This is a genomic window from Streptomyces sp. NBC_00354, from assembly GCF_036106915.1.
Classification (GTDB): domain Bacteria; phylum Actinomycetota; class Actinomycetes; order Streptomycetales; family Streptomycetaceae; genus Streptomyces.
Genome location: NZ_CP107983.1, coordinates 999,776 through 1,024,432, shown reverse-complemented (window position 1 = coordinate 1,024,432; position 24,657 = coordinate 999,776). Strand labels below are relative to the sequence as shown.

Here is a 24,657-nt window from a genome sequence, read left to right as displayed (position 1 = left end):
GGGCGCGCACCCCATTGCCACGGACGGCCCACACACGGGGCGACGGCTCAGGACACGATGTCCTTGCGGGCGAACCCGCGGAACGCGAGCGCGAACAGCACCAGCGCGTACGCCACCGACACCGCCGTCCCCTTGACCATCCCGCCCCACTCCAGCTGAGGCTGCAGCGCGTCCGCCCACGCGAACTGCCAGTGCGCGGGCAGGAACTCCCGCCACGATCCGAGCGCCGTCACCGCGTCCAGCACGTTGCCGACGATCGTCAGGCCGACCGCCCCGCCCACCGCCCCCAGCGGCGCGTCCGTCCGGGTCGACAGCCAGAACGCCAGCCCGGCCGTGACCAGCTGTGACACGAAGACGAAGGCCACCACCAGGGCGAGGCGCGGCACGGTGTCCGCGGCCGCCAACGAGCCGCCGGTGGGCAGCTTCAGCGGTCCCCACCCGTACGCGGCCGTGCCCGCCGCCAGCGCCACCACCGGCAGCAGGACCATCGCCGCCAGGCTGAAGCCCAGCGCCACCACCAGTTTGCTCCACAGCAGCCGGGCCCTCGGCACCGGCGAGGCCAGCAGGTAGCGCAGCGAGGACCAGCTGGCCTCCGAGGCCACCGTGTCCCCGCAGAACAGCGCCACCGGCACCACCAGCAGGAAGCCGGCCGACACGAACAGGCAGGTGGCCGCGAAGTTCGCGCCCGAGGCCGTCGCCGTGTCGATGAGCGTGATCCGGCCGTCCCCGCCGCCCCGGCCGCCGTCCTGCCCGCCGCCCACCGCGAACGCGATGATCATGACGAACGGGAGGGCGGCCAGTACCCCGGCCATCACCAGCGTCCGCCGTCGGCGCCACTGGCGCAGCGCCTCCACGCGCAGCGGCAGCGTACGGCTCGCCCGGTAGCCGGGCGCAACCTCTGTCACGGTCTCCGTCACGGCGCTCACGCCGCACCTCCGATCAGGGTGAGGAACGCGTCCTCGAGCCGGCGGTGCGGCCCCACTGCGGAGACCGGCACCTCCAGCCGTACCAGCTCGGCGATCAGCCCGGCGGCCGTCGCTCCCTCAAGCCGTACCAGCAGCCCGTCGTCGGCCGCCGCCACGGAACCCACTCCCTCCAGTGCGGCCACCTTCCCCACGACCACTTCGTCCACCGGCTCGGCCAGCGTCACCAGCAGCACGTCCCCGCCACCCGTGATCTCCGCGACCTCGCCCGCCTGTACGAGCCGTCCGCGGTCCATGACCACCAGGTGGGTGCACGACTGCTCGACCTCCGACAGCAGATGGCTGGAGACGATGACCGTCCGCCCGCCCGCCGCGTACCGGATCATCACGTCCCGCATCTCCCGGATCTGCGGCGGGTCCAGACCGTTCGTCGGCTCGTCGAGGATCAGCAGGTCCGGCATCCCGAGCATGGCCTGCGCGATCGCGAGCCGCTGCCGCATGCCCTGCGAGTACGTACGCACCGCACGCTCCAGCGCACCGCCCAGGCCCGCGATCTCCAGAGCCTCCGCCATGTGCGCGTCCCCGGCCGGGCGGCCGGTGGCCTGCCAGTACAGCTCCAGGTTGGCCCGCCCCGACAGGTGCGGTAGGAAACCGGCCCCCTCGACGAACGCCCCGACCCGCGACAGCACCGGAGCCCCGGCCCGTACCGCGTGTCCGAACACCCGGATCTCCCCGGCGTCCGGCGAGATCAGCCCCATCAGCATCCGCAGCGTGGTCGTCTTGCCGGCGCCGTTGGGCCCGAGCAGGCCCAGGACCTGCCCCTTCTCCACCCGGAACGAAAGGTCCCGCACCGCGTACCGGTCCTGTGCGCCTGCGTACCGCTTCGTCAGACCGGTGATTTCAAGCGGTACGCCGGCCAGCGCGGGGTCGGGCTGCGGTCCCCCGCCCCGCGCTCCCGCACCCTCCCGGCCGGTCCTCCGGATCCCCAGCAGCGCCGCGGCCAGCAGCGCAGCCCCCAGCGGCAGCCCCCAGGTCCACGCGGGCAGCCCCGCCGAGGCCGTCCGCACCCCGTCGGCCACCGGAACGGCCAGGGCGCCCTGCGCCGTGACCGTATAGGTGGCCGGCGCGGCCGGGGACGCATAGCCGAGGTCGGTGGCGGCGACGACGAGCCGCAGCCGGTGCCCGGCCTCCACGGCGTGGTCGACGGCGGGGAGTCGCAGCTCCACCATCGCCCCCTGCTGCGCGTTCTCCACCCGCACCGGGGCGACCAGCTGGCTCGGCAGCACCGCCTGGCGCCCGTCGGGCCCGACGTCGTACAGCTTGCCGAAAAGGACGGCCGAACCGTCCGCAGCCGTCGACCTCACGCCGAGGGTGACGGTCGGCGTCCCGGTGATCCGTACCTCTTCGGTCAGCGGCTGCGACTCGAACCGGGCGTTCTGCCCGGGGAAGTCCAGCGAAAGCCCGGCTCCGAACGCGGCGAGCTGCCCGCCGATCCCCGGCAGGGAGGACAGTGCGGGTGGGGCGCCTCCCGCCGGATTGGCGAAGCTCTGCTCCCGGCCGCTCAGGGCGAACTCCCGGGGACCGGACGTCAGCCCCGGATAGCGCTCGCCGCTCGCGCCGCGCAACTGGACCGCCCCGTCGGTGGAGGAGATGCCGCCGGAGCGCGAGACCCGGAAGAGCGGGCCGGTGTCCGCGCCCCGGTCGTCCTTCAGGTAGCGGTCGAACCAGGCGGCCACCCGGGCCTCGACCCGGCCGGACTCGCGCATGCCGCCGTCGTGCCCGCCGGCCGCCCAGTCCACGGAGACGGGCGCACCGTTCGCCGCGATCGCCTTCGCCAAGGCGTCGGCCTGGTCCAGCGGGAAGAGGGAGTCCTCCTGCCCCTGCACGATCAGGGTCGGCACCTTGATCCGGTCGCCGACCGCCGACGGGCTGCGCCGCTCCAGCAGGGCGCGGGCCTCGGCGTCGGGCTTCCCGGCCACCGCGACCCGCTCGTACATGGCGCACAGCTCGGGCTGGAACCGCCCGCAGGCGGTGGCAGTCTCAAAGGAGCCGGGGGCGGCTGCCGCCCCGGGGCTGCCCGTCGCCGGCGCCCCGGGCTGCATCCCGTCGGCCGAACCGGTGGTGAAGAACAGCCCCGCCCACAGCTTCTTGAACACGCCCTGCGGGAAGAGGGAGTCCGCCAGGTTCCAGTACGTGATCTGCGGGGCGATCGCGTCGATCCGCCGGTCGTATCCGGCGGCGAGCAGCGAGATCGCCCCGCCGTACGAGGCCCCGGCGACGCCGACGCGCGGATCGCCGTTCCCGTCGAGCCGCACCTCGGGCTGCTGCGCGAGCCAGTCGACGAGCCGCGACACGTCCTTGACCTCGTGCTCGGGGTCGTTCAGCCCGATCTGCCCGCCGGAGCGGCCGAAGCCGCGGGCCGACCAGGTCAGGACGGCGTACCCGTCCCGGGCCAGCTGCTCGGCCTGCGCGCGGACATCGTCCTTGCTGCCGCCGAAACCGTGCCCGAGGAGCACGGCGGGGCGCTTGCCCCCGCCGCCGGCCGTGAAGTACGAGGTGTCGATCCCGGCGCCGGGCATCTCCACCGTCCGGTCCTGGCGGTGCACGGGGGGCGCCCCGCCGGACGCGGCGGCGGTCCACGTACCGGCCCCCGCGACGACGGCGAGCGCGGCGGCGCCCGCGAGCAGGCGGCTTCGGCGGCGCCGTGGCAGCCGGAGCTTCGGCGATCGGAGCTTCATACGGGAACCCTAGACGCCGGGCCGTCGGGCCCTGAGCGCCTCAGGGCTTAACCGCCCACCTCCTCGAGGAGTACACGGGCAGCCCGGCATACCGCACCTGCGGTACCCGGACCCGACCTGCGCCGTACGCCGGGCGGCGGGAGGATGACGGCATGCTGCTCGCCGAGGTCGCGCGCGTGTCCCGGGAGGTCGCCGAGACCTCCGCCCGGTCCCGGAAGACCGCCCTGCTCGCGGAGCTCTTCGCCGCGGCGCCCCCCGAGGAGGCCGGCCTGGTCATCTCGTACCTCGCCGGGCGGCTCCCACAAGGCCGGCCCGGGATCGGCTGGCGCACGCTCGGCCGGGAGGTCGAACCCGCCGCCGAGCCCACGCTGACCGTCACCGCCGTCGACGCGGCGGTGACCGAGTTCGCGGGCGTGGCGGGCGCGGGCTCGCAGGCCGAGCGACGCCGGATCCTCGAAGCCCTGCTCGGCGCGGCCACCGGGCCCGAGCAGCGGTTCCTGCGCAGCCTGCTCTCCGGCGAGGTCTGCCAGGGCGCCCTCGACGCGGTCGCGCTGGAAGGGGTCGCGGCGGCCGCCGGGGTGCCGGCCGCCGAGCTGCGCCGGGCCGTGATGCTCGACGGTTCGCTGCCCCGGGTGGCCGCGGCGGCGCTGGCCGACGGTGCGGCGGCCCTGCGCGGGGTCACCCTGCGCGTCGGGCAGCCCGTACAGCCGATGCTGGCGAACACCGCCAAGTCGGTGGCCGAGGCCTTGGCCGCGCTCGGACCGTGCGCGGTGGAGGAGAAGCTCGACGGGATCCGCGTGCAAGTGCACCGGGACGGGGACGACGTACGGGTGTACACGCGCTCCCTGGACGAGATCACCGACCGCCTGCCGGAGGTGGCGCAGCGGGCGCGGGCGCTGCCGGGGGAGCGGTTCATCCTCGACGGCGAGGTGATCGGGCAGACGCCGGACGGCCGGCCGGTGCCCTTCCAGGAGGTCGCGAGCCGAGTCGGATCGCGGGTCGACGTCGAGACCGCGCGGCGGACGCTGCCCGTCGTCCCGTACTTCTTCGACGTGCTGGCGGCGGGGGACCGAGTACTCCTCGACCTCCCGGTGCGCGAGCGGTACGCGGCGCTCGCCGCCCTCGTGCCGGAGGATTCCCGGGTCCGCCGGCTCGTCGTCGAGGACCCGCAGGAGCAAGGGGCCGCCGCCGAGGAGTTCTGGGCCGAGACCCTGCGCCGCGGCCACGAGGGGGTCATGGTCAAGGCCCTCGACTCGACCTACGCGGCCGGGCGGCGCGGCAAACACTGGCTCAAGGTGAAACCGGTGCACACCCTCGACCTCGTGGTGCTCGCCGTCGAATGGGGGCACGGCCGGCGCACCGGACTGCTGTCGAACCTGCACCTCGGGGCCCGGGCCGCCGACGGCACGTACGCCATGCTCGGCAAGACCTTCAAGGGGCTCACCGACGAGATGCTGCGCTGGCAGACCGGCCGGCTGCGGGAGCTGGCGGTGGAGGACGACGGCTTCACCGTGCGGGTGCGGCCCGAACTGGTCGTGGAGATCGCGTACGACGGCCTCCAGCGCTCCCCGCGCTACCCGGCCGGGGTCGCCCTGCGCTTCGCGCGGGTCCTGCGGCACCGCCCGGACAAGAGCGCGGCGCAGGCGGACACGGTGGAGACGGTGCTCGGCGGAGGATGACGGGGGACGGCCCGTACCGCCTTTTGCCTCAGAGGTAAGGGAAATTGCCACGCAGGCAGGATTCTGGCTCAATCGGGGTATGACATCCGGTCCTGCCCCCGGCCCCGAAGGCCCCGAGCGTCCCGACGAAGAGGTCGGCCCCGACCTCGGCGCCGGCGCCGACGAGCTGCCCTCCGTGGCTCCCCAGCTGCGTGAGCTGCGGCGCCGCGCCGGGCTCACGCTGGAGGCCGCCGCCGCGCGGGCCCGGCTCTCGCCCGCGCACCTGTCCCGGCTGGAGACCGGGCGGCGCCAGCCCTCGCTGCCGCTGCTGCTGGGACTCGCCCGCACCTACGGTACGACGGTCTCGGAACTGCTCGGCGAGACCCCCGCCGTCGCCGATCCCATCGTACGGGCGGGTGGTCCGGGCGCCCGCGAGGCCGACGGGTGGACGTACTGGCAGGCAGGCGGCTCCGGCCGCGGGATGCAGGCGCTGCGCGTGCACGTCCCCCACGGCCGAAGCCAGGGCGAGCTGGTCCGCGTCCACCCCGGCGAGGAATGGCTGTACGTCCTCAAGGGGCGGCTGCGGCTGCACCTGGCGGAAGCCGAATACCTGCTGGAGCCCGGGGACAGCGCGCACTTCGACTCGCTGACCCCGCACCGGATCGGCGCGGCCACCGCGGGCGGCGCAGACCTGCTGTTCGTCCACACCCTGCTGCAGAGCAGCCTCGCCGGGCTGTGCCTCGGCGGCGGTGCCGGCAGCGGCACCGCACACCACCTCTAGCCCAGGAGCCCCACCATGAACATCCAGTCCAAGTTCCCGCGCGGTCTGGTGATTCGGCTGATCGCCTACTTGTTCGTCGGCCACCTCTTCGCCTTCTTCGTCTACCTCCTCTTCGTCCTGGGCGGCCAGAACCAGTAACCGAAGGCAGGGGCCCGCGACTCTGGAAACGTGCAGGTCCTGTCGCTACCCTCCGCGCATGATTTCCACGGTTGTCTGGGGTACCGGCAACGTCGGCCGTTTGGCCATCCGTGCCGTAGAGGCCCATCCGGCGCTGAAACTGGCCGCCGTCATCGTCCACCATCCCGACAAAATCGGCCGCGACGCGGGCCGGCTCGGCAAACTCGACCACGACACCGGGGTCCTGGCCACCGACGACATCGAGGCGGTCCTCGCCGCCGGGCCGCAGGCCGTCGTCTACGCGGCCTCCGGCGACACCCGCCCCGACGACGCCCTCGCCGACATCACCCGGGCCGTCCGGGCCGGCGCGGTCGTCGTCAGCCCCGCCCTCTATCCGCTCTACGACCACCGCAACGCGCCGCCCGAGTTCCGCGATCCGGTGGCCGCCGCCGTCGCGGAGGGCGGCGGCTCGCTGTTCGCCTCCGGCGTGGACCCCGGCTGGGGCAACGACGTACTCCCGCTCCTGCTCAGCGGACTCGGCAGCACCATCGACGCCATCCGCTGCCAGGAGATATTCGACTACTCCACCTACGACCAGCCGGACTCCGTCCGCCACCTCGTCGGCATGGGACAGCCCATGGACTTCGAGCCGATGATGCTGATGCCGTCCGTCCCGACCATGGTGTGGGGCGGGCAGATCCGCATGATGGCCCGGGCCCTGGGCGTCGAACTCGACGAGATCCGCGAGACCGTGGACCGCCGAGCCCTCGACACCACCGTGGCCACCCGCACCATGGGCGAGTTCGAGGCCGGCACCCAGGGTGCCATCCGCTTCGAAGTGCAGGGGATCGTCGAGGGCGAACCCCGCATCGTCATCGAGCACGTCACCCGCATCCATGCCTCCTGCGCCCCCGACTGGCCCACGCCGCCCGGCGGTGGCGACGGCGCCCACCGGGTGATCATCGAGGGCCGCCCGCACATCGAGGTCACCATCGAGGCCACCGACGAGGGCGAGAACCGCTCGGCAGGCGGCAACGCCACCGCCGTCGGCCGTCTGGTCGGCGCCATCGACTGGCTGGTGGAGGCCGAACCGGGCCTCTACGACGCCCTCGACATCCCCCTGCGCCCCGCCATCGGCAAGCTCGGAAGGAAGAAGCCTTGAGGATCGACATACCCGAGGGTCAGCACCCGATCGAGTACGTGTGGGGCGACATGGTCCCCGGGATCGGGATGGCCGCCGCGAACTTCTCCCTGTCCGTGTACGCCCACACCACCCTGGGGCTGCGCGAGTTCGAGGCCGCACGGCTGCGCGTCGCGCAGATCAACGGGTGCGTGTTCTGCCTGGACTGGCGGACCGAGCGGGACGGGGAGAAGGTCGAGGAGGAGTTCTCCGACGCCGTCACCGACTGGCGCACCACGGACCGGTTCGACGAGCGGACCCGGCTGGCCGCCGAGTACGCGGAGCGGTACACGCTCGACCACCACAACCTCGACGAGGAGTTCTGGGAGCGGATGACCGCGCACTACAGCCAGCTCGAGATCGTGGAGCTGACGATGAGCATCGGGTCCTGGCTGGCCTTCGGCCGGCTCAACCACGTGCTCGGCCTCGACAGTGTGTGCGTACTGCCGGGGCACTGAGGCCGGTTGCGGCAACGGGTCCGGGGCCGGTCGGTACCGCCGACGGCCCCGGGTCTGCGTACGGATCGCCTACAGGTCGGTGGCGATGATCTTCTCGATGTTGCGCTCGGCGAGCGCCGTGATGGTGACGAACGGGTTGACGCTGGTGTTGCCGGGGATCAGCGCGCCGTCGATGACGTACAGGCCGGTGTAGCCGTGCAGGCGGCCGTAGTTGTCGGTGGCCTTGTCCAGGACCGCGCCGCCGAGCGGGTGGTAGGTGAGGTGGTCGCCCCAGATCTTGTTGGTGCCGAAAAGGTCCGTCCGGTAGATCGTCCCCTCCTTCGAGTTGATCTTGTCGAAGATGGTCTTGGCCATGTCGATGGACGGCTGCTTCCACGCCATCTGCCAGTTCAGCTCGACGTTGCTCGAGGCCGCGTTGTACGTGAACTCGGCGCGGTGCGGGTTCTTGGTGATCGACAGGTAGAAGGAGGCGTACGTCTCGATCCCGGTCGGCAGCGGTGCCACCTCGGCGAACGCCCCGCCCGCGTCCCAGTTGTCGATGCCGCCGCAGGGGATGGAGGCCTGGACCTTGCCGGTCGGGTCCCACAGGTGGTTGGCCCGCCCGCACATCACGTTGCCGTTGTCGCCCCAGCCCTTGCCGATCTCGCCGTTCAGGGCGGGCAGTGCGCCGGTGGCCTTGAGTTTGACGAGCAGCTTGCTGGTGCCGACGCTGCCGGCCGCGAAGAACACCTTGTCGGCGACCACGGTCTTGGTGGCCGTGGTGGCGCCGGTGGTGTTGATCTGGTCGATGACGACCGAGTAGCCGCCGCCGGCCGCGGGGGAGACGGAAGTGACCTTGTGCAGCGGGGAGATGGTGACCTTGCCGGTGGCCCTGGCCTGGGCGAGATAGGTCTTCTGCAGCGATTTCTTGCCGTAGTTGTTGCCGTAGAGGATCTCTCCGGCGACCGCGGACTTGGGGGCGGTGCCGGCGGCCTCCTGCTTCATGTAGTCCCAGTCGTAGACGTCCGGGACGAAGACGAACGGGAAGCCGGAGCGCTGGGCGTGCTTGCGGCCGACACGGGCGAACTGGTAGCAGTCGACGGTGTCGAACCACGCCGGGTCGACCAGACCGACCCCGAGACCGGTATTGGCCCGCGGGTAGTAGGTGGTGTACATCTCGTCGGCGTTCACCGACGGGAGGATCGCGGCGAAGTTCGCACGCTTCGGCGTGACCGCCATACCGCCGTTGACCAGGGAACCGCCGCCGACGCCGCGGCCCTGGTAGACGATGATGCCGCCCATCTCCTCGGCGTCCAGGATCCCGGTGTAGCGGGGGATGTCCTTGTCGATCGGGAAGCCGAGGAAGTTGCTCAGGGGCTGCTTGGTCTTGGTCCGCAGCCAGTAGGAGCGCTGGTCCGGGCTGGTCGTATTGCAGAAGATCTTGCCGTCCGGGCCCGGGGTGTCCCAGGCCATGCCCATTTCGATCATGTGGACGTCGACGCCCGCCTGGGCGAGTCGCAGGGCGGCGACGGACCCTCCGTAGCCGGTGCCGATCACCAGGGCCGGTACGTGCGCGCCGTTGTCGATGGCGCCGCCGGCCGCTGCCACTGACGCGACGGTCCGCGCGTGGGCCGGGGTGATCTGACCGGCCAGGGCCGCCGCCCCGAGAATAGAACTTGTTCCAGCCATGAATCCACGACGTGAGATCCCGTTGGAGCCGGATTTGTGCAGGGGTTTGTCACTCATGTGACGTTCCTCACTCTCGGTGGAATGGGAACGAGTTCTACTGCCGGTCGCATGGGAAGTCACTACATACGTCTAGGTAACTTTCGGCCTGTCATGTCACAGAGGCGCCGGGCCGGGGGCGCCGTACCCACCCCAGGACCAGCAGGGACGAGACCGCCGCGAAGGCGCACCAGGTGGAGGCGAATTCCAGCCGCCACAGCGCTGAGCAGGCCAATGCCCCGGCGCCGAGCACCGCACCGAGGAGCCGCAGCCGCCGGTCGCCCGACAGCAGCAGGGCGCCCAGCGTGGCGAACAGGTAGCCCGCGAGGATGAGCGGCATCCACGGAACATTCACGCCGTAGCCGAGGGTGTGCCCCCGGATCTCGGCGGTCGCCGGCCGCGTCGCGAGGCAGTACGAGAGCACCGCGGCGGTGGCGAGACCGGCGACGGCCGGACCCCACAGGCGGCGGCGGTCCGCCGGAGCGGCCGCGAGCAGCACCCCGAGCGGCACCCACACCGGCAGCACCGGGAGGGCGATCACCACCCAGGCCGTGGTCGCCGGACCGCAGCCGCCGCCCGCGTGCCACACCGCGGCCTCGACCAGCTGGTGGACGCCCAGCAGCAGGGGCAGTGCGGCGACGGGCAGATCGCGGGCCCGCCGTGCGTGCGCCACACACACGATCCCGGCGGCGGTGATGACCGCACCCGCCGTCAGATCGGCCGTGGCGTTCCAGCACATGGCGCGCCGGTCAGGGCTTCGCCGTCCTCGGGGGCTCGAGCGGCGGGGAGGTCGTCGCGCAGAAGGTGTGGCACTCCGGGTGGCACCCCGCTCCCGGCACGGGGTTGCGTACGGTGGTCCAGGCCACGGCAGCGCCCGCCACCAGCAGCCCCGCACACCACAGCATGGCCCGCCCGAACGCGGCGTCGAACTCGGACGCCGAGCGGTACGCGTCCGGCCCCATGCCGGCCAGCAGCGGCAGCGCCGCCACTGCCAGCAGTCCGGCCGCCCGCGCGGCCGCGTTGTTGATGCCGCTGGCCAGGCCCGCCCGGCCGGGGTCCACCGAGGACAGCACGGTCGCCGTCAGCGGAGCCACCAGGGCCACCATGCCCATGCCCATCACGATCAGCGCCGGCAGCACGTCCTGTACGTACGAGGCGTCCGGCCCCACCCGCAGCATCAGCAGCAGTCCGGCCGCGCACAGCAGCGGCCCCACGGTGAGCGGGATCCGCGGCCCGATCTTCTCCCCGAGCGCCCCCGACCGAGCCGAAAGCAGCAGCATCAGCGCGGTCGTCGGCAGCAGCGCCGCCCCCGCGGCCAGCGCCGAGTAGCCGGAGACCACCTGGAGCTGCAGGACGACGAGGAAGAAGAACCCGCTGAAGGCCGCGTACACGAACAGGGTGACCACGTTGACGGCGGTGAACTGCCGGGAGGCGAAGATGTCGGGCGGCAGCATCGGATCGGCCCGGTGCCGCTCGACGTGGATGAACACGGCGGCCAGCAGCACGCCCCCGACGGCCGCGGCGATCACCAGCGGGGACCCGGAACGGGCCTCGATCAGCGCGTACGTCACCAGGGCCAGGGCCGCGGCCCCCAGGACCGCACCGAGCACGTCGAACCGCCCGTGCGCCTGCGGATCACGCGATTCCGGTACGTGCCGCAGGGCGATCGGCACGCACACCGCGGCCACCGGCACGTTCAGCAGGAACACCCAGCGCCAGCCGGGCCCGTCCACCAGCCAGCCGCCGAGGAACGGCCCCACGGCCGCGCCCACCCCGCCGAACCCCGACCACAGCCCGACGGCCCGGGCCCGGTCCCCGGCGGCGATCGAGCCCTGGATCAACGCGAGCGAACCGGGGGTCAGCAGTGCGCCGCCCACGCCCTGGAGGGCCCGCGCGGCCACCAGGACCCCTGCGTTGGGCGCGATCCCGCACAGCAGTGAGGCGGCCGCGAACCACACCACGCCGAGGACGAAGATCCGGCGCCGCCCGAACCGGTCGCCCAGCGCCCCGCCGACCAGGATCAGCCCGGCCAGGGTGAGCATGTACGCGTTGACCGTCCACTGGAGGACGGCCAAGTCGGCACCCAGGTCCACCCCGATGGTGGGGAGGGCGACGTTGACGACGGTCGAGTCGAGCAGGGCCATGGTCGACCCGAGCACGGTGGCCAGCACGATCCAGCGGCCCCGGGCGGAGGCGAGCGGTACACCGGGCCCGGCCGGAACGTGCTCTTCCGTACCCGGCACTGGATCGGTCATGTCTTCAGGCTGGCCCGCCGGGGCCGCAATGGCCACCCCGGGCGCGCAGCATACGGCTCATTAGGCCCTCTTGTAATGAGCATGACCCCTCCTTCACCATGACCGCGCACGTCACGCACGCCCTTCCCGCACAACCTGCACACGGCGTCCGAGGAGGACCACACGTGGCCCAACGCAACAGACGACGATCCTTACGCGCGGCGCTCGCCGCACTCACCGCAGTCCTGCTGTTACCCATCGGCGCGGGCGTTGCAGCGGCCGCGCCGGAACCCGGGCCCACCCCCGGAGCGGCCGAGCGCAAGATCGAGCCGAAGCTCCGTGCCCAGCTCGACGACTCCGCCAAAGCCGCCTTCTGGGTCTACCTGGACAGCGCCGCCGACCTCACGGCGGCGGGCAGGCAGAAGACCCGGGCCGCCAAAGCGGAAACGGTTCTGCACGCCAAACAGCAGCACGCCGCGCGCAGCCAGGCCGAGGTGGTCAAGGCCCTGGACGGCGCCAAGGCCGAGTACACCTCGTACTGGATCGTGAACGCCGTCCGCGTCGTCGGCAGCCAGAAACTCGCCGGGACCCTCGCGCAGCGCCCCGAGGTCTCCCGGATCGACGCAGACGACAAGGTCACCCTCCCCAAGCCCGCCGAGGGCAAGCGGGAGAAGGCCGCCGCCGACGCCGTCGAGTGGAACATCGACCGCATCAAGGCCCCGCAGGTCTGGGACCAGCTCGGCGTGCGCGGTGAGGGCATCGTCGTCGCCAACATCGACAGCGGCGTCGACTACACGCACCCGGCCGTGAACGGCCAGTACCGCGGCAAGAGCGCCGACGGTTCGTACGACCACAACTACAACTGGTTCGATCCGGCCGGCGTCTGTCCCACCGCGGCCCCCTGCGACAACAACGACCACGGCACCCACACCATGGGCACGATGGTCGGCGACGACGGCGGCGCCAACAAGATCGGCGTGGCCCCCGGCGCCAAATGGATCGCCGCGAAGGGCTGCGAGACCAATTCCTGCTCCGAGGCCTCCCTCCTCGCCGCCGGCCAGTGGGTCGTCGCCCCGACCGACCTGAACGGCCAGAACCCGCGCCCCGACCTCGCCCCGCACATCGTCAACAACTCCTGGGGCAGCGCGACGCACGACGACTGGTACCAGCAGATCGTCGACGCCTGGCGCGCCGCCGGCATCTTCCCCGCGTTCTCCAACGGGAACTCCGGCCCCGGCTGCGCCACCAGCGGATCGCCCGGCGACTACGCGAGCTCCTACAGCTCCGGCGCGTTCGACATCAACGGCGCGATCGCACCGTTCTCCTCGCGCGGCGCGGGGCCCGGCGGCATCATCAAGCCGAACATCGCGGCCCCCGGCGTGAACGTCCGCTCCTCCGTCCCCGGCGGCGGGTACGAGGCCTTCTCCGGCACCTCCATGGCCTCACCGCACACCGCGGCCACCGTGGCCCTGCTCTGGTCCGCCGCACCCGCCCTCGAAGGCGACATCGCGCAGACCGAGCAGCTGCTGAACGGAACCGCCCAGGACACCGACAACGGCCAGTGCGGCGGCAACGCCGCAGACAACAACGTCTTCGGCGAGGGCAAGCTCGACGCGCTCGCCGCCGTCTCGGGCGCCCCGCGCGGCGCCATCGGCGCCGTCTCCGGCACCGTCCGCTCCGGCGGCGAGCCGGTCGCGGGCGTCAAGGTCACCGCCACCGGACCGATCGGCCGTACGACGACCACTGCGGCCGACGGCACCTACACCTTCCGGTCCCTGTCGGTCGGCGCCTACACGCTGACTGCCGCCAAGTTCGGCTACGGCCAGGAGACCGCAACGGCGACGGTGACCGAGAACGCCACCGCCACCGGCGACTTCACCCTCACCCAGGCCCCCTCAGGCAAGCTCACCGGCACCGTCACCTCGGCCGCCGGACCCGCCGCGGGCGCCACCGTCACCGTCACGGACACCCCGGTGACCGCGACCGCCGACGCGCAGGGCCGCTTCGAGGTCACCCTGCCGCACGGCACGTACGAGGTACGGGCCGCGCACTCCTCCCGGTGCGTCACCGGCGGCAGCGCCCGGACCACCGTCGCCGGCGACACCACGGTGGCGGTCAACCTGCCGGAGCGCACCGACGGCTACGGCTACGCCTGCTCCACCGCGGGCAGCCGCCCGTACGCGGCGGGGGACCGGCAGCTCGCGCTGACCGGCGACAACACCACCGAGCGCATCGACCTCCCGTTCCCCGTCCCGCTGTACGGCAAGACGTACGGCCAGGCCTGGATCGGGACGAACGGCACCGTCAGCTTCGGCGGCAACAACACCGGTGACATCAACGGGGACATCCCGAGCACGGCCACGCCCAACGCGGCGCTGTACCCGTTCTGGGACGACCTGGTCGTCGGCGCGGCCGGCAGCGGCTCGGGCGTCTTCACCGCCGTCACCGGCACCGCCCCGCACCGGACGTACGTGATCGAGTGGCGCGAGGTGTCCCACTGGTCGGCGCAGACCGACAAGTTCTCGTTCTCGGCGGCGATCGGCGAGGACGGCACCGTCGCGTACACGTACAAGGGGACGGGCGGCACCGGCATCAGGGGCGGCTCCACGGCCACGGTCGGCGTGGAGAACGCGGCGGGCACGGACGCCTTCAAATACTCCTTCAACCAGGCGGTCGTCACCGACGGCCTGGCCATCGCCTTCAGGACGACCAAGAGCGGCGTGGTCGCGGGCCGGGTGCTCGACGCGAACGACGGCAACGGCGTCGCGGGAGCCACGGTGACCGTCGGCACCGGCGACACGGCGGTGTCGGCGACCACGGCGGCGGACGGTGGATACGTCGTCCAGAGCCCGTCCGGTTCGCGGGCGGTGTCCCTCGCGGCCCCCTCGTACGAATCCGCGGCGGCGACCGTGGACGTCAAGGCGGCCGACGTCACGACGGTGACGCAGTCGCTGCGCACGGGCCGGGTCACCGCCGCCAAGCCGGCGGTGGAGGTCGTCCTCCCCGCCGACCAGAAGCGGACCCGCACCCTCGACCTCACCAACCCGGGCCTCGGCACGGACTTCACGGTGACCGAGGACGCGGCCTGGCTGACGGCCACCCCGGGGACGGGGAACCTGCCGACGGGAGGCAAGGCCGCGGTCACCCTGGCCGTGGACACCAAGGGCATGACCGCCGGGACGGTCCTGACGGCCGACCTGAAGATCACCTCGGCCAGCGGGCGCGCGCCGGTGCTCACCGTGCCGGTCAAGGTCGTGGTCCCGCGCTACCAGGTCGCCCTGGACGCGGGCTCCGACTACACGGCCACGGACACCCTGGGGGACAGCTGGTCCCCGGACCGCAAGTACACGGCCGGCTCGTACGGCTACCAGGGCAACTCCTCGGTGCACGCCACCGGCCGCACGATCGCCGGCACGGCCGAGCAGAAGCTGTTCCGCAACGCCCGTGAGGGCATGTACGAATACCGCTTCGACAACGTCCCGAACGGCACCTACACCGTGGAGCTCGGCTTCGCGGAGCTGTCCTCGACGAAGCCGAACAAGCGCGTCTTCGACGTCCTGGCCGAGGGCACGCAGGTCCTGCCCTCGCTGGACATCTCGCTGGAGGCGGGCACGTACACGGCCCTGACCCGGACGTACACGGTCACGGTCACGGACGGGGTGCTCAACGTCCGCTTCGTCGCGCACGGGGGCTACGGCAAGCCGTTGCTGAACTCCCTGCGGGTGACGGACCGCCCCGACAAGAGCTGACGCCGTCGGGCGGATCTTTCGGGGGCGGGGCGCCGTGGGGCGCCCCGCCCCTTCCGGTCCGTCAGCGCAGGAACGCCCGGTCGCGGTCGGCGACGCAGTGCACCGGGGCGGCGGCGCGCAGGACGACGTCGAGGGCGCGCTGCGGATCGCACGCGTACGTGCCGCTCGCCCAGGCGGCGTTCGCCTCGATCACCGACCAGCGGCCGTCCGCGACACCGACGTCGACGACGATCGCGGACGGGAGGGTGGTGAAGGGGAGCCGTTCTGCGAAGGCCACCGCCTCGTCGGCGGCCGGGCCGAGGCTCAGGCGGCCGTCCTCGGCGTACCGGCTCGCGGTGTGCACGACGCCGTCGAGGAGGTACATCCGGTACTCGGCCGTGAAGCCTGCGACATCGCTGACCAGCACCTCCGTCTCGGGATCCACGGCGTCCGGGCCGGGGAGGCGGGAGCCGTCGGCGTAGACCAGGGCCGGGATCGACTTGTCGTTGGGCGACTTCACGAAGACGGGCCGGCGCAGTGCACGGGCCTCACGGATCGGGACCAGGCGGACCTCCCGGCCGGTGAACTCCCGAGGCAGCCGCGCCAGCCAGTCCGCCGGGGCCTCCAGCAGCCCGATCCCGAGCCGGGGTGCCACGGCGTCGGCGAATCCCGGCCCGGCGTGCAGATGCCGGGCCCGCAGCCCTTCGGGCACGGCGAAGGTGTCCAGCTGTACGGTGTCCAGCCCGCGCGCGCGGGCGGCGTCCCGGAGCCGGGCGGCGGAGTCGGTGATGCGGGGCGGCAGGATCAAGGTCACGGACCGACCCTGCCAGCCGTACTGCCGGACAGCACATGGTTTTCCGGCCCCCGGGCCCGCCAGGTCCGGGCGCACGCCGGTGGGTGGCGCGCGGCTGGCATTCGGGTGGCGCCGGGGCGAATCCGCGCCGACTTCGTGGCGACGCGCCCGCGAGGGCGGCCGGCCGGTGGCTAGCGTGGGGAAGCATGACGCTCCAGAGCGACCATGCCGATGCGGCCGAGCCGACCGACACAGCCGAGGGAGTCGATCTGCCCGACGCGGTCAAGACGGCCCACCGGGGTGAGCGGGCCGGTGTGGGCCAGGCGGCCGACGTGGGCGGGGTGGCCGACGCGGCGGATGCGGTCGACCCTGCCGACATGGCCGAGCGGGTTCGGGTCGTACTGCAAGCCGCGGATCCCGGCGCGGCGTGGGCGGTCGGGGGGCCGGACGGGCTCCATGCCGGATCGCAGGACGACGGCTCGGCCCTCGACGTCGGGGACCTGAGCCCCGTGCTCGCCGTTTGGCCCGTGATCGGGAGCCTCGTCGCCGAAGAGGCCCTGCGGCTGCACACCCCCCTCACGGCGTACGGGACCGAAGCCCCCGCCGGGACCACCGCACACCACCTGCTCAGCCACTCCACCGGCCCCGCGGCCCATGACGCCCTCACCCGTCTCGCCGAGCAGCTCACCGGCAGCCCCCTCGCGGAGCTCGCCGCCACCCGCTTCTGGCACCCCCTCGGCATGGCCGGCACGTGCTTCGCCGACGGCACGCTGCGCGCCCCCCTGGCCGACCTCGTCCGCTTCCTGAGTCACCTGCTCTCCCCGGCGGACCACCCCGTCACCCGCGCCTGGATCACCGAGTCCCTCCGCATTCGGACGGGCGAGCTGACCCCCGCCCGGGGCCTCCTCTGGTACCCGGCCCCGCACGGCACCTGGTCGTACGGCGAAACCCCGACGGTCTGGGTCTCCCCCCGCCGACACCGCTGGGCGATCCTCCTCCCCACCCACCCCCCGGGCCCCCTCCGCCACACCTTCCGCGACACGGCCTTCGCCCCAACTCCCTATCCTTGAGCGCACATTGACGTGACAGGGGGAGTGGGCTGAGCGTGACCGGCCCGGGCCGCAGTCCGCTGGGACGAGGTGCTCGTCGAGCAGGGACGCCGGTCGACGAGGCCGTGGCGCTCGTGAGGCGGCCGCGGTCGCCCTGGGCGCTGAGCAACGACGCCTTCACCTCCTACCTCTCCGCCGGGCTCGATGTCGCCGCGCTGCTCGTGGGGCTGGATCCGCTCGGGTAGTGCTCGGGGCGCGGTCGCCGCGAGGCCGACGTACGGTGAGCTCGATGTCACCGACCGTTGGTTTCCGGCTGCGCGCGGAGGTACACGGATGCGCACGCTTCACGAGGCCGCCCTCGACGTGCTGCGCGTACGGCGTCGGCGCCCGCCGGAGGACCCCGCCGCCCGGACCGGCCGCCGCGCGCGGCCTCCGGCGGCCCGATCCCAGGGAGGCGGTGAAGCCATGACCGGTCCCGGTACGACCCAGTCGGCCGTCTCACGCGGACAGCAGGCGCGGGCCGGGCGCGCCGGGTCCGTCCGGTTCGTCGCCGGCCGTGCCCTCCCGCTCTTCGTCCGCGGCTCCGGCGGCGCCCGCCCCGTCTTCTCCGCCGACACGCTGCGCGCCCTGCGGGCCCGCCACGGCGGGGCGCCCGTCCTCGCCCGCGGGCTGTCGGGGGCCGTGCTCGTCCTGCTGGACCGGCAGGAACTGCGGCAGTTCTACGAGGCCGAGGCCGAGGCCGAGGCCGAAGCCGCCGTGCTGTCGCCCGGAGCCGGCGAAATCCGCCCGTGCGGGGCCGTCCGCAGCATCATCGCCGAGGAGGCCCGGCACCTGACCGCCGCCGCCACCCTCGACCTGGCCCGCGCCCGGCACACCGTGGCCCGCGCCGCCCGGCGGATCGTGCTCGGCGACGCCGCGGCCGCGGGGGACGAGCAACTCACCGGCCTGCTCGGCCGGCTGCGCCGCCGCGGCCGGGAACGTGCCGGGGCGGCCGACGGGCACACCCGGCTCGGCCTGCCCGGCGCGTACGCCGACCGGGAGGAGCGGGCCCTGCGGGCCATGGACTGCATCCCCGCGACCCTGCTGCGCACCCTGCTCCTGCTCGCCGCCCATCCCGCCGAGCAGGACGCGGCGGCCGCCGAAGCCGCCGGATCGGCGGTCCCGGGGGAACTGCCCCGGCTGCGCGCCTGCGTACGGGAGTGCCTGCGCCTGTACCCGGCGGTGCCCGACCTGATCCGGGTCACCCGTGCCGAGACCGAGTGGCGGGGCGTGCGCCACCCGGCCGGCACCTCCGTTCTGCTGCCCGCCCACTTCCACCAGCGCGACCCGGAACACGTGCCCGCCGCGCACGTCTTCGTACCGGGCCGCTGGAAGACCCCCGGCGCGGACGAGGACGTCCGGATGGCCCCGTTCGGGCACGGCCCGGGACGCTGCCCGGGCGACCGGCTGGGCCTGCTGATCACCACCGCGCTGTGCGCCGAGGTCCTGCGCCGGCGCCGCATCACGGGCACCCGGCCGGTGCTCGACCCGACCGGACCGCTGCCCGTGGCGCTGGACCCGCGCGGCATCCGGCTCACCCTCACCCGCCGCTGACGCCACCCTCCCCACCGACATCCCGCGAGGATTCCATGTCCGACGCCGCGACCTCCGCGCCCACCGACCCGGACGTAGAACTGCTCGACGCGCTGTGCCGCGAGCTCGCCGAGGCCGCCGACGCCGTCGGCGAAGCCGCCCGGCACGCCTCCGAACTGGCCCTAGGCACCCGTCTCCCGGCCGCCGCCCTGAGCCGGTCCCGGGCCCGTGTCCGCGCCCGCTCGCGGCTCGGCTGGCGCACTCTGCTGCGCACCCTCACCGATCCGGCGGGCCTGGGCTGGGCCCCGCGCGGCCGGGGAGTCGCGCGGGCCGGCTGGTTCGCCGGGATCCTCACCGGCCGCGAGAGCCTCGCCGTCAGCCTCGCCGTCTGCGGTCTCAAGGCCCGGATCCGGGTGGCGAGCGCCGGCCGTCCCGATCTGCTGGACGACCCCGACTGCGCGGCGATCCTGCGCGCCGTGGACGAGGACCGGCAGGCGGCGGCCGTCCGCGTGTTCCGCCGGCTCGTGCGGGACCGGGGCGCCGAGCGGGCGTTCGCGCTGCTGTCGCCGTCCTTTGCCGACCTGTTCGCCTGGAACGCCCTGACCGACGTGAACCCGTTCAATGACCACGCAGGCTGGCAGGTGGCCACCGGCCGGGCCGTGCCCGCCGAACCACTGCTCGGACTCGGCGCCGCCGTACGGGCGTTCTTCGACCGGGACCGGGAGTCGCGCCACCAGCCCACCACGACCGCCTCGGCCGGTCCGCACAAAGGCTGCGTCCACACCATCGGCCTCATCGGCACCGGCGGCATCCTCCTCGTCCAGCCCTGGCGCAGCCGGTGAGCCCCGCCACCCGGCTGCGGTCCGGTCCGCCGGACCCGGCCGACGGCCTGCGCAGCCACTCCGTCGTCCTGCGCGGCCACGCGCGCCGGCTGCGCGCCGCCGCCGAAGCGCTGGACTGGCAGGGCCCGCAGGCCGACGCGTTCCGCGCCGAGGTCGCCGCTCTGGCCGACCGCTGCGCCACCGCCGCGAACGGCCTCGCCGTGGCCGCCGCGCAGTTGGAGGACAGCCCTTAGAGGACGAGTGACAGCAGCAGGACGAAGCCCAGCCCGACGACCGAGATGATGGTCTCCATCACCGACCAGGTCTTGATCGTCTGTCCGACCGTCATGCCGAAGTACTCCTTGACCAGCCAGAACCCGGCGTCGTTGACATGGCTGAAGAACAGCGAGCCCGACCCGATCGCCAGCACCAGCAGCGCCGTCTCCGTGGTCGACATGCCGGCGGCGAGCGGGGCGACCAGGCCGGCCGCCGAGATCGTGGCGACCGTCGCCGAGCCCGTGGCCAGGCGGATGGCCACCGCGATCAGCCAGGCCAGCAGCAGGGCCGGGATGGACCAGCCCTGCGACAGCTCCAGGATCATCCGGCCGACGCCCGCGTCGATCAGGGTCTGCTTGAAGCCTCCGCCCGCGCCCACGATCAGCAGGATGCCCGCGATCGGGGCCAGTGACTTCTCCACGGTCGTGGAGATCCGTGCCTTGGTGAACCCGGCCGCCCGGCCGAGGGTGAACATGCCCACCAGCACCGCCGTGAGCAGGGCGATCAGCGGGGATCCCGCGACGTCCGTGACCCGCTGCAGGCCGTTCTCCGGGTCGTCGACAACGATGTCCACCAGTGCCTTCACGAGCATCAGCGCCACCGGCAGCAGCACGGTGAACACCGTCGCCCCGAACCGGGGGCGGTGCTCGAGCTCCGCCGACGGCCGCTGCGGGACCATGTGCTCGGGCGCCGGGATGTCCACCCAGCGCGCCGCGTACTTGGAGAAGAGCGGCCCGGCGATGATCACCGTCGGGATCGCCACCAGCACGCCGAGGCCGAGGGTGACGCCGAGGTTCGCGTGCAGCGCGTCGATCGCGACGAGCGGGCCGGGGTGCGGCGGGATCAGCCCGTGCATCACGGAGAGGCCGGCGAGCGCAGGGATGCCGATCCGCATCAGCGAGTAGTTGCCGCGCTTGGCCACCAGCAGCACCACCGGGATCAGCAGCACGATGCCGACCTCGAAGAAGAGCGGCAGCCCGATCACCGAGGCGATCAGCACCATGGCCCAGGGCATCGCCCGGCCCTTGGCCCTGGCGAGGATGGTGTCGACGATCTCGTCCGCGCCGCCCGAGTCCGCGAGCAGCCGGCCCAGGATCGCGCCGAGCGCGATCAGTACGCCGACCCCCGCGACGGTGGCGCCGAGCCCGGCGGTGAAGCTGGCGATCGTCTTGTCCAGCGGGGCGCCCGCGAACACCCCGAGGGCGAGCGAGCCGACCGTCAGCGCCAGGAAGGCGTGCAGCTTGAGGCGGGTGATGAGCAGCACGATGACGGCGATGCCTGCGAGGACGGCCACGCCCAGCTGGGCGTCCCCGGCCGAGGTGATCGGGGCGGGCGCGGCCGCTGCCAGTATCTCGACGTTGAGACCTGTCACGGTGGGTTCCTTCAGCTTTCTCGGGACGGAGCGGCGGGCGGGCACACACCAGGGAGCGCGGACAGCGCGGCCAGGGCCCGTTCGGTGATCTCCTCGGGTGATCCGGACACGTCGACGACGACGCCGAGTTCGTCCTGCTGGAGCGGCTCCAGCGTGGCGAACTGCGAATCCAGCAGGGCGGCCGGCATGAAATGGCCCGTGCGCGCCGCCATCCGCCGCTCGATCAGCGGGCGCTCTCCGGTGAGGTGCACGAACACCGCGTCGGGCGCGGCGCTGCGCAGCCGGTCGCGGTAGGCGCGCTTGAGCGCCGACGAGGCCACCACCGCACCCCGGCCCGCGGGCCGGGCGCGGATCCACTCGCCGATGGCGTCCAGCCAGGGCCACCGGTCGGCGTCGCCCAGCGGAATCCCGGCGGACATCTTGGCGACGTTGGCCGCCGGGTGGAACGCATCGCCCTCCACGTACGGAACGCCGAGCGCGTCCGCGAGCAGCCTGCCCACGGTCGTCTTGCCCGTGCCGGCCACGCCCATCACCACCAGCACGCGCTGGGTGCCGCTCACGTCGTACCTCGCTGTCTTCGTCGACATCGGTTCGTGCGCCCTCACTGAAGCCTATTAAGTAGTACTTATTCAAGAGTCCGGCGGTAAACATCACATCTTTGGTTCGCCGGGAGGTCACCGTACGCTTGCGCCATGACCACTGAAGGCCAGGGACTCCACTCCCACGTGCTGGACACCCTCGGCCTGGCGATCACCGCGGGGGAGCACCCGCCGGGCAGTGTCCTGCGCACCGACGAGATCGCCGAGCGCTTCGACGCCTCGCGCACCGTGGTCCGCGAGGTCGTCCGGGTGCTGGAGTCCATGCAACTGGTCGAGTCCCGCCGCCGGGTCGGCGTCACCGTGCGCCCGGCCGAGGAGTGGAACGTCTACGACCCGCGCGTCATCCGCTGGCGCCTCGCCGGCACCGACCGCCCCCGCCAGCTGCGCTCCCTGACCGTGCTGCGCTCCGCGATCGAGCCGGTCGCGGCCGGCCTCGCCGCCGCCCGGGCCACCCCCGACCAGTGCGCCGCCCTCACAGAGGCGGCCCTCGGCATGGTCCGCACCTCGCGCGGCCACCAGCTCGACGGCTACCTGCGCCACGACATCGCGTTCCACCGGATCGTGCTGAACGCCTCCGGCAACGAGATGTTCGCCCGGCTCGGCGATGTCGTCGCCGAGGTCCTGACCGGCCGTACGCAGCACGCGGTGATGTTCCACGACCCCGACCCGGCCGCCGTCACCCTTCACGTCCAGGTCGCCGAGGCCGTACGGGAGGGCGACGCGGCCCGCGCCGAGGCCCTGACCCGGCAGATCGCGGTGGGCGCCCTGGAGGAACTCGACGTCCTCGCGCCGGCGCCCGCCTCCCCGTGACGGGCCTCCCGGCCGGCAGAGCGGAACAAGTCATTCAATAGAGTCGGGCCATGAAGTTCTTCAGGTCCAAGTCCGCCACCTCGTACGATCCCCACCTGCCCGCCCTGACGACCCGCCAGGCCGAGCATCTCCGGGAACTGGTGCACCGTCATCATGCCGACCAGGGCGCACAGGTCACCGTCGCCGGAGACTCGGTCCAGGCGCCCCAGGGCACCCGGGCCCTGCACAACCTCGCCGAGTTCGTCCGCCGAGCCGACCCGCGGGACTGGCCCCGCATCGTGGAGCAGCACTTCACCGCCCTCGACAACGCCTCCCGGTCGACGGCCGACGCCCCCGACCGGACGCTGCGCAGCGCGTACTTGCGGCTCGTGCCCGAGGACTCCATCCCGCCGCAGGCCGCCCCCTCCTTCAGCTACACCCGCCGCATCGCGCCCGGACTGCTGGAGACGCTCGCGCTCGACCTTCCCGACGCCGTACGGATCCTCGACGACCAGGATGTCGCGGGCATCGGCCTCGAAGCGCTGCGCACGGCCGGCCGCGCCAACCTGGTCGCCGAGCCCGTCGAGTACGAGACGACGCGCACGCAGAGCGGCGGGCTGCTGCACATCGTCTCGGGCGAGTCGATGTTCGTCGCGAGCAAGGCGCTGGTCCTCGACGAGCTCGTCCGCTCCGTGACGGGAAGCCATCTGCCGGCCGACGGCGCCCTGTTCACCGTGCCCAGCCGGCACCACCTGGTCTTCCACCCGCTGGCGGACCACCACGTGGTCGGCGCCGTCAACGACCTGGCCGCCTTCGGGCTCGGTGCCTACCAGGACAACAATCCGGGCCCCCTCTCACCGCGGCTGTACTGGTGGCACCAGGGCGCCGTGACGAGCCTGACGCAGATCGACGACGCGACCCGGTCCTTCTCCGTGGTCCCGCCCGACGAACTGATGGCGGTCATGCGCCGCCTGCACACCCCCTAAGGCGTGTCGGCGAAGCCGGCGAAGTAGGCGGCGGCCATGTCCTGTTCGGCGTGGCCGCGGGCCGCCGCGCGGTGGAGGCGGGCGGCGGTGGCCCGGGCCAGGTCGACGGCCACGCCCGCCCGGTCCGCCGCCTCCGCGATCAGGCCGGTGTCCTTCTCGGCGCCGTGCACCGTGAAGCTCGGGGCGAAGTCCCGTTCCAGGACCGCTTTCATCTTCGCCTGGAGGTACGGGTTGTCCATCGGGCCGCCGGTCACCGCCTGCGCGAACAAGCCCGGGTCCACCCCCAGCCCCTCCGCCAGCGCGAGGGCCTCGCCGACCGCCGCCGTCAACGTGATCGCGTACCCGACCGTCGTCAGCTTCAGGCGGGTCGCCGCCCCCGCCTCCTCCCCGGCCCGGAGCGTCTTGGCGCCCACCGCGGCGAACACCGGCTCCAGCCGCGGATCCGCCGGTCCGGAGGCCAGTACCACCAGCGTCCCGGCCTCCGCGGGCTGCCGGGTCCCCTGCACCGGGGCGTCCACGAACACCAGGCCGTGCTCCCGGGCGAAGCCGGCCAGCTCCTCGAGCGCGAGCACGCCGACCGTGCTCATCTGCGCCCACACCTGCCCGGCGCGCAGACCCGGCACGGCCGCGGCCATCGCCTGCGCCACCGCCGCGCCGTCCGTCAGCATGGTCAGCACCACATCGGCCCCGGCGACCGCCTCGGCCGGGCTGTCCGCGACGACGGCGCCCTCCGCGGCCAGCGGCTCGGCCTTCTCCCGGGTCCGGTTCCACACCCGCAGCCCGAGCCCGGTCCGCAGCAGGTTCCGGGCCATCCCCGAGCCCATGATCCCGGTGCCCAGCAGTGCGACAGTCTCCACGGCGTCACTTCCCTTCCGGATA

Annotated in this window: 21 protein-coding genes; 12 read left to right on the top strand and 9 right to left on the bottom strand. The window is 73.2% G+C overall.

Features of this window, described 5'->3' with window-relative positions:
- Positions 1-47 precede the first annotated feature (47 nt).
- Complete coding sequence (locus OHT74_RS04860) at positions 48-926, bottom strand: ABC transporter permease (protein ID WP_266660946.1); 879 nt, start codon at positions 924-926, stop codon at positions 48-50.
- Positions 923-3,661 carry an alpha/beta fold hydrolase gene (locus tag OHT74_RS04855; RefSeq protein ID WP_328619462.1) on the bottom strand — a complete coding sequence of 913 codons (2,739 nt, stop codon included), beginning with the start codon at positions 3,659-3,661 and terminating at the stop codon, positions 923-925. The genes OHT74_RS04860 and OHT74_RS04855 overlap by 4 nt, the downstream gene beginning before the upstream one ends.
- Before the next feature lie 152 nt (positions 3,662-3,813).
- On the opposite strand from OHT74_RS04855, the gene OHT74_RS04850 reads away from it, so the two are divergent.
- The 5 genes from OHT74_RS04850 (at position 3,814) to OHT74_RS04830 (ending at position 7,855) form a co-directional block, all read left to right on the top strand.
- On the top strand, positions 3,814-5,340 hold the full coding sequence (locus tag OHT74_RS04850; protein WP_328619461.1) for an ATP-dependent DNA ligase: 1,527 nt from the start codon (positions 3,814-3,816) through the stop codon (positions 5,338-5,340).
- A 79-nt stretch (positions 5,341-5,419) separates the two neighbouring features.
- Positions 5,420-6,100, top strand: a complete 681-nt coding sequence (locus tag OHT74_RS04845; protein ID WP_266998768.1) for a helix-turn-helix domain-containing protein — start codon at positions 5,420-5,422, stop codon at positions 6,098-6,100.
- Between the two features lie 15 nt (positions 6,101-6,115).
- On the top strand, positions 6,116-6,238 hold the full coding sequence (locus OHT74_RS04840; RefSeq protein WP_037635127.1) for a DUF6126 family protein: 123 nt from the start codon (positions 6,116-6,118) through the stop codon (positions 6,236-6,238).
- A gap of 58 nt (positions 6,239-6,296) precedes the next feature.
- Positions 6,297-7,379, top strand: a complete 1,083-nt coding sequence (locus OHT74_RS04835; protein WP_266660938.1) for an NAD(P)H-dependent amine dehydrogenase family protein — start codon at positions 6,297-6,299, stop codon at positions 7,377-7,379.
- Complete coding sequence (locus OHT74_RS04830) at positions 7,376-7,855, top strand: carboxymuconolactone decarboxylase family protein (RefSeq protein WP_053692332.1); 480 nt, start codon at positions 7,376-7,378, stop codon at positions 7,853-7,855. Before OHT74_RS04835 ends, OHT74_RS04830 begins: the two co-directional genes overlap by 4 nt.
- A 69-nt stretch (positions 7,856-7,924) precedes the next feature.
- Here OHT74_RS04830 and OHT74_RS04825 read toward each other — a convergent pair whose 3' ends face one another.
- From OHT74_RS04825 to OHT74_RS04815, 3 genes are all read right to left on the bottom strand, one after another.
- Positions 7,925-9,580 carry a GMC oxidoreductase gene (locus OHT74_RS04825; RefSeq protein ID WP_328619460.1) on the bottom strand — a complete coding sequence of 552 codons (1,656 nt, stop codon included), beginning with the start codon at positions 9,578-9,580 and terminating at the stop codon, positions 7,925-7,927.
- Between the two features lie 91 nt (positions 9,581-9,671).
- The gene (locus OHT74_RS04820) at positions 9,672-10,298 is read right to left on the bottom strand and encodes a DUF6629 family protein (protein ID WP_328619459.1); all 627 of its coding nucleotides are present in this window, start codon (positions 10,296-10,298) and stop codon (positions 9,672-9,674) included.
- Between the two features lie 10 nt (positions 10,299-10,308).
- The gene (locus tag OHT74_RS04815) at positions 10,309-11,814 is read right to left on the bottom strand and encodes an MFS transporter (RefSeq protein WP_328619458.1); all 1,506 of its coding nucleotides are present in this window, start codon (positions 11,812-11,814) and stop codon (positions 10,309-10,311) included.
- A 164-nt stretch (positions 11,815-11,978) separates the two neighbouring features.
- Here OHT74_RS04815 and OHT74_RS04810 point away from each other — a divergent pair, with 164 nt between their 5' ends.
- Positions 11,979-15,542 carry a S8 family serine peptidase gene (locus OHT74_RS04810; RefSeq protein WP_328619457.1) on the top strand — a complete coding sequence of 1,188 codons (3,564 nt, stop codon included), beginning with the start codon at positions 11,979-11,981 and terminating at the stop codon, positions 15,540-15,542.
- Positions 15,543-15,603: 61 nt separating this feature from the next.
- Here the strand turns inward: OHT74_RS04810 and OHT74_RS04805 are convergent, their stop codons facing one another.
- Entirely contained in the window at positions 15,604-16,335 is a 732-nt protein-coding gene (locus tag OHT74_RS04805; protein ID WP_328619456.1) for an ATP-grasp domain-containing protein, read from the bottom strand.
- Positions 16,336-16,520: 185 nt separating this feature from the next.
- Between OHT74_RS04805 and OHT74_RS04800 the strand changes: the two genes are divergently transcribed.
- The 4 genes from OHT74_RS04800 to OHT74_RS04785 all read left to right on the top strand — a co-directional run bounded on the left by OHT74_RS04800 (position 16,521) and on the right by OHT74_RS04785 (position 20,010).
- Entirely contained in the window at positions 16,521-17,384 is an 864-nt protein-coding gene (locus OHT74_RS04800) for a hypothetical protein (RefSeq protein ID WP_328619455.1), read from the top strand.
- 312 nt (positions 17,385-17,696) lie between these two features.
- Positions 17,697-18,956, top strand: a complete 1,260-nt coding sequence (locus tag OHT74_RS04795) for a cytochrome P450 (RefSeq protein WP_328619454.1) — start codon at positions 17,697-17,699, stop codon at positions 18,954-18,956.
- Positions 18,957-18,991: 35 nt separating this feature from the next.
- Positions 18,992-19,777, top strand: coding sequence for a hypothetical protein (locus tag OHT74_RS04790; RefSeq protein ID WP_266660919.1), 786 nt, complete (start codon positions 18,992-18,994; stop codon positions 19,775-19,777).
- Positions 19,774-20,010 (top strand): hypothetical protein, encoded by a 237-nt coding sequence (locus tag OHT74_RS04785; protein WP_266660917.1) that lies wholly within the window; start codon positions 19,774-19,776, stop codon positions 20,008-20,010. The genes OHT74_RS04790 and OHT74_RS04785 overlap by 4 nt, the downstream gene beginning before the upstream one ends.
- Here OHT74_RS04785 and OHT74_RS04780 read toward each other — a convergent pair.
- Together OHT74_RS04780 and OHT74_RS04775 are read right to left on the bottom strand one after the other, a co-directional pair.
- The gene (locus tag OHT74_RS04780; protein WP_328619453.1) at positions 20,007-21,404 is read right to left on the bottom strand and encodes a GntT/GntP/DsdX family permease; all 1,398 of its coding nucleotides are present in this window, start codon (positions 21,402-21,404) and stop codon (positions 20,007-20,009) included. The genes OHT74_RS04785 and OHT74_RS04780 overlap by 4 nt on opposite strands.
- An 11-nt stretch (positions 21,405-21,415) precedes the next feature.
- Complete coding sequence (locus OHT74_RS04775) at positions 21,416-21,991, bottom strand: gluconokinase (RefSeq protein ID WP_266660913.1); 576 nt, start codon at positions 21,989-21,991, stop codon at positions 21,416-21,418.
- Between the two features lie 105 nt (positions 21,992-22,096).
- Here OHT74_RS04775 and OHT74_RS04770 point away from each other — a divergent pair, with 105 nt between their 5' ends.
- Together OHT74_RS04770 and OHT74_RS04765 are read left to right on the top strand one after the other, a co-directional pair.
- Positions 22,097-22,813, top strand: a complete 717-nt coding sequence (locus tag OHT74_RS04770; protein ID WP_328619452.1) for a FadR/GntR family transcriptional regulator — start codon at positions 22,097-22,099, stop codon at positions 22,811-22,813.
- Positions 22,814-22,863: 50 nt separating this feature from the next.
- Positions 22,864-23,778 carry a hypothetical protein gene (locus OHT74_RS04765; protein ID WP_266660909.1) on the top strand — a complete coding sequence of 305 codons (915 nt, stop codon included), beginning with the start codon at positions 22,864-22,866 and terminating at the stop codon, positions 23,776-23,778.
- Here OHT74_RS04765 and OHT74_RS04760 read toward each other — a convergent pair.
- Positions 23,775-24,635 (bottom strand): NAD(P)-dependent oxidoreductase, encoded by an 861-nt coding sequence (locus OHT74_RS04760; RefSeq protein ID WP_328619451.1) that lies wholly within the window; start codon positions 24,633-24,635, stop codon positions 23,775-23,777. The two genes, OHT74_RS04765 and OHT74_RS04760, sit on opposite strands and share 4 nt — an antisense overlap.
- Positions 24,636-24,657 lie beyond the last annotated feature (22 nt).

Coding starts and splice junctions, on each gene's coding strand:
- OHT74_RS04820 (WP_328619459.1), bottom strand. CDS start 10,298: ATGTGCTGGAACGCCACGGCCGATCTGACGGCGGGTGCGGTCATCACC.
- OHT74_RS04840 (WP_037635127.1), top strand. CDS start 6,116: ATGAACATCCAGTCCAAGTTCCCGCGCGGTCTGGTGATTCGGCTGATC.
- OHT74_RS04795 (WP_328619454.1), top strand. CDS start 17,697: ATGCGCACGCTTCACGAGGCCGCCCTCGACGTGCTGCGCGTACGGCGT.
- OHT74_RS04845 (WP_266998768.1), top strand. CDS start 5,420: ATGACATCCGGTCCTGCCCCCGGCCCCGAAGGCCCCGAGCGTCCCGAC.
- OHT74_RS04855 (WP_328619462.1), bottom strand. CDS start 3,661: ATGAAGCTCCGATCGCCGAAGCTCCGGCTGCCACGGCGCCGCCGAAGC.
- OHT74_RS04815 (WP_328619458.1), bottom strand. CDS start 11,814: ATGACCGATCCAGTGCCGGGTACGGAAGAGCACGTTCCGGCCGGGCCC.
- OHT74_RS04770 (WP_328619452.1), top strand. CDS start 22,097: ATGACCACTGAAGGCCAGGGACTCCACTCCCACGTGCTGGACACCCTC.
- OHT74_RS04775 (WP_266660913.1), bottom strand. CDS start 21,991: ATGTCGACGAAGACAGCGAGGTACGACGTGAGCGGCACCCAGCGCGTG.
- OHT74_RS04800 (WP_328619455.1), top strand. CDS start 16,521: ATGACGCTCCAGAGCGACCATGCCGATGCGGCCGAGCCGACCGACACA.
- OHT74_RS04835 (WP_266660938.1), top strand. CDS start 6,297: ATGATTTCCACGGTTGTCTGGGGTACCGGCAACGTCGGCCGTTTGGCC.
- OHT74_RS04825 (WP_328619460.1), bottom strand. CDS start 9,580: ATGAGTGACAAACCCCTGCACAAATCCGGCTCCAACGGGATCTCACGT.
- OHT74_RS04790 (WP_266660919.1), top strand. CDS start 18,992: ATGTCCGACGCCGCGACCTCCGCGCCCACCGACCCGGACGTAGAACTG.
- OHT74_RS04765 (WP_266660909.1), top strand. CDS start 22,864: ATGAAGTTCTTCAGGTCCAAGTCCGCCACCTCGTACGATCCCCACCTG.
- OHT74_RS04850 (WP_328619461.1), top strand. CDS start 3,814: ATGCTGCTCGCCGAGGTCGCGCGCGTGTCCCGGGAGGTCGCCGAGACC.